The sequence below is a fragment of the Myxococcus sp. AB025B genome (assembly GCF_006518215.1).
GTDB classification, from domain to species: Bacteria; Myxococcota; Myxococcia; order Myxococcales; family Myxococcaceae; genus Myxococcus; species Myxococcus fulvus.
This window is the reverse complement of sequence record NZ_SRLW01000774.1, coordinates 1-255: the sequence shown is the minus strand read 5'-3', so window position 1 is coordinate 255 and position 255 is coordinate 1. Positions and strand designations below refer to the sequence as shown.

Sequence of the window (255 nt, the reverse complement as noted above, 5' to 3'; positions counted from 1 at the left end):
CCACCGCGTGCGCTCGCATCGGCACCTCCCTCTTGCACGCCAGGCCCTACGACGCCCCCGCACGCGGGAAGATGGAGCGCTTCTGGCGCACGCTGCGCGAGGGCTGCCTCGACTTCCTCGGGCCCGTCGCCTCGCTGCACGACGTCAATGTCCGCCTCTGCGCCTTCCTCGACGCGCACTACCACGTCACCTCGCACGCGGCCCTCCTGGGCGCGACACCGAGAACCGTCTTCGAGGCCGCGCCCCGGGCGCCTG

General features: G+C 72.9%; 1 protein-coding gene. It reads left to right on the top strand.

Translation table 11 applies throughout. The features are described from left to right. The coding region (locus FL311_RS43890; RefSeq protein ID WP_141333619.1) for an integrase core domain-containing protein at positions 1–255 on the top strand (255 nt) is incomplete at both ends.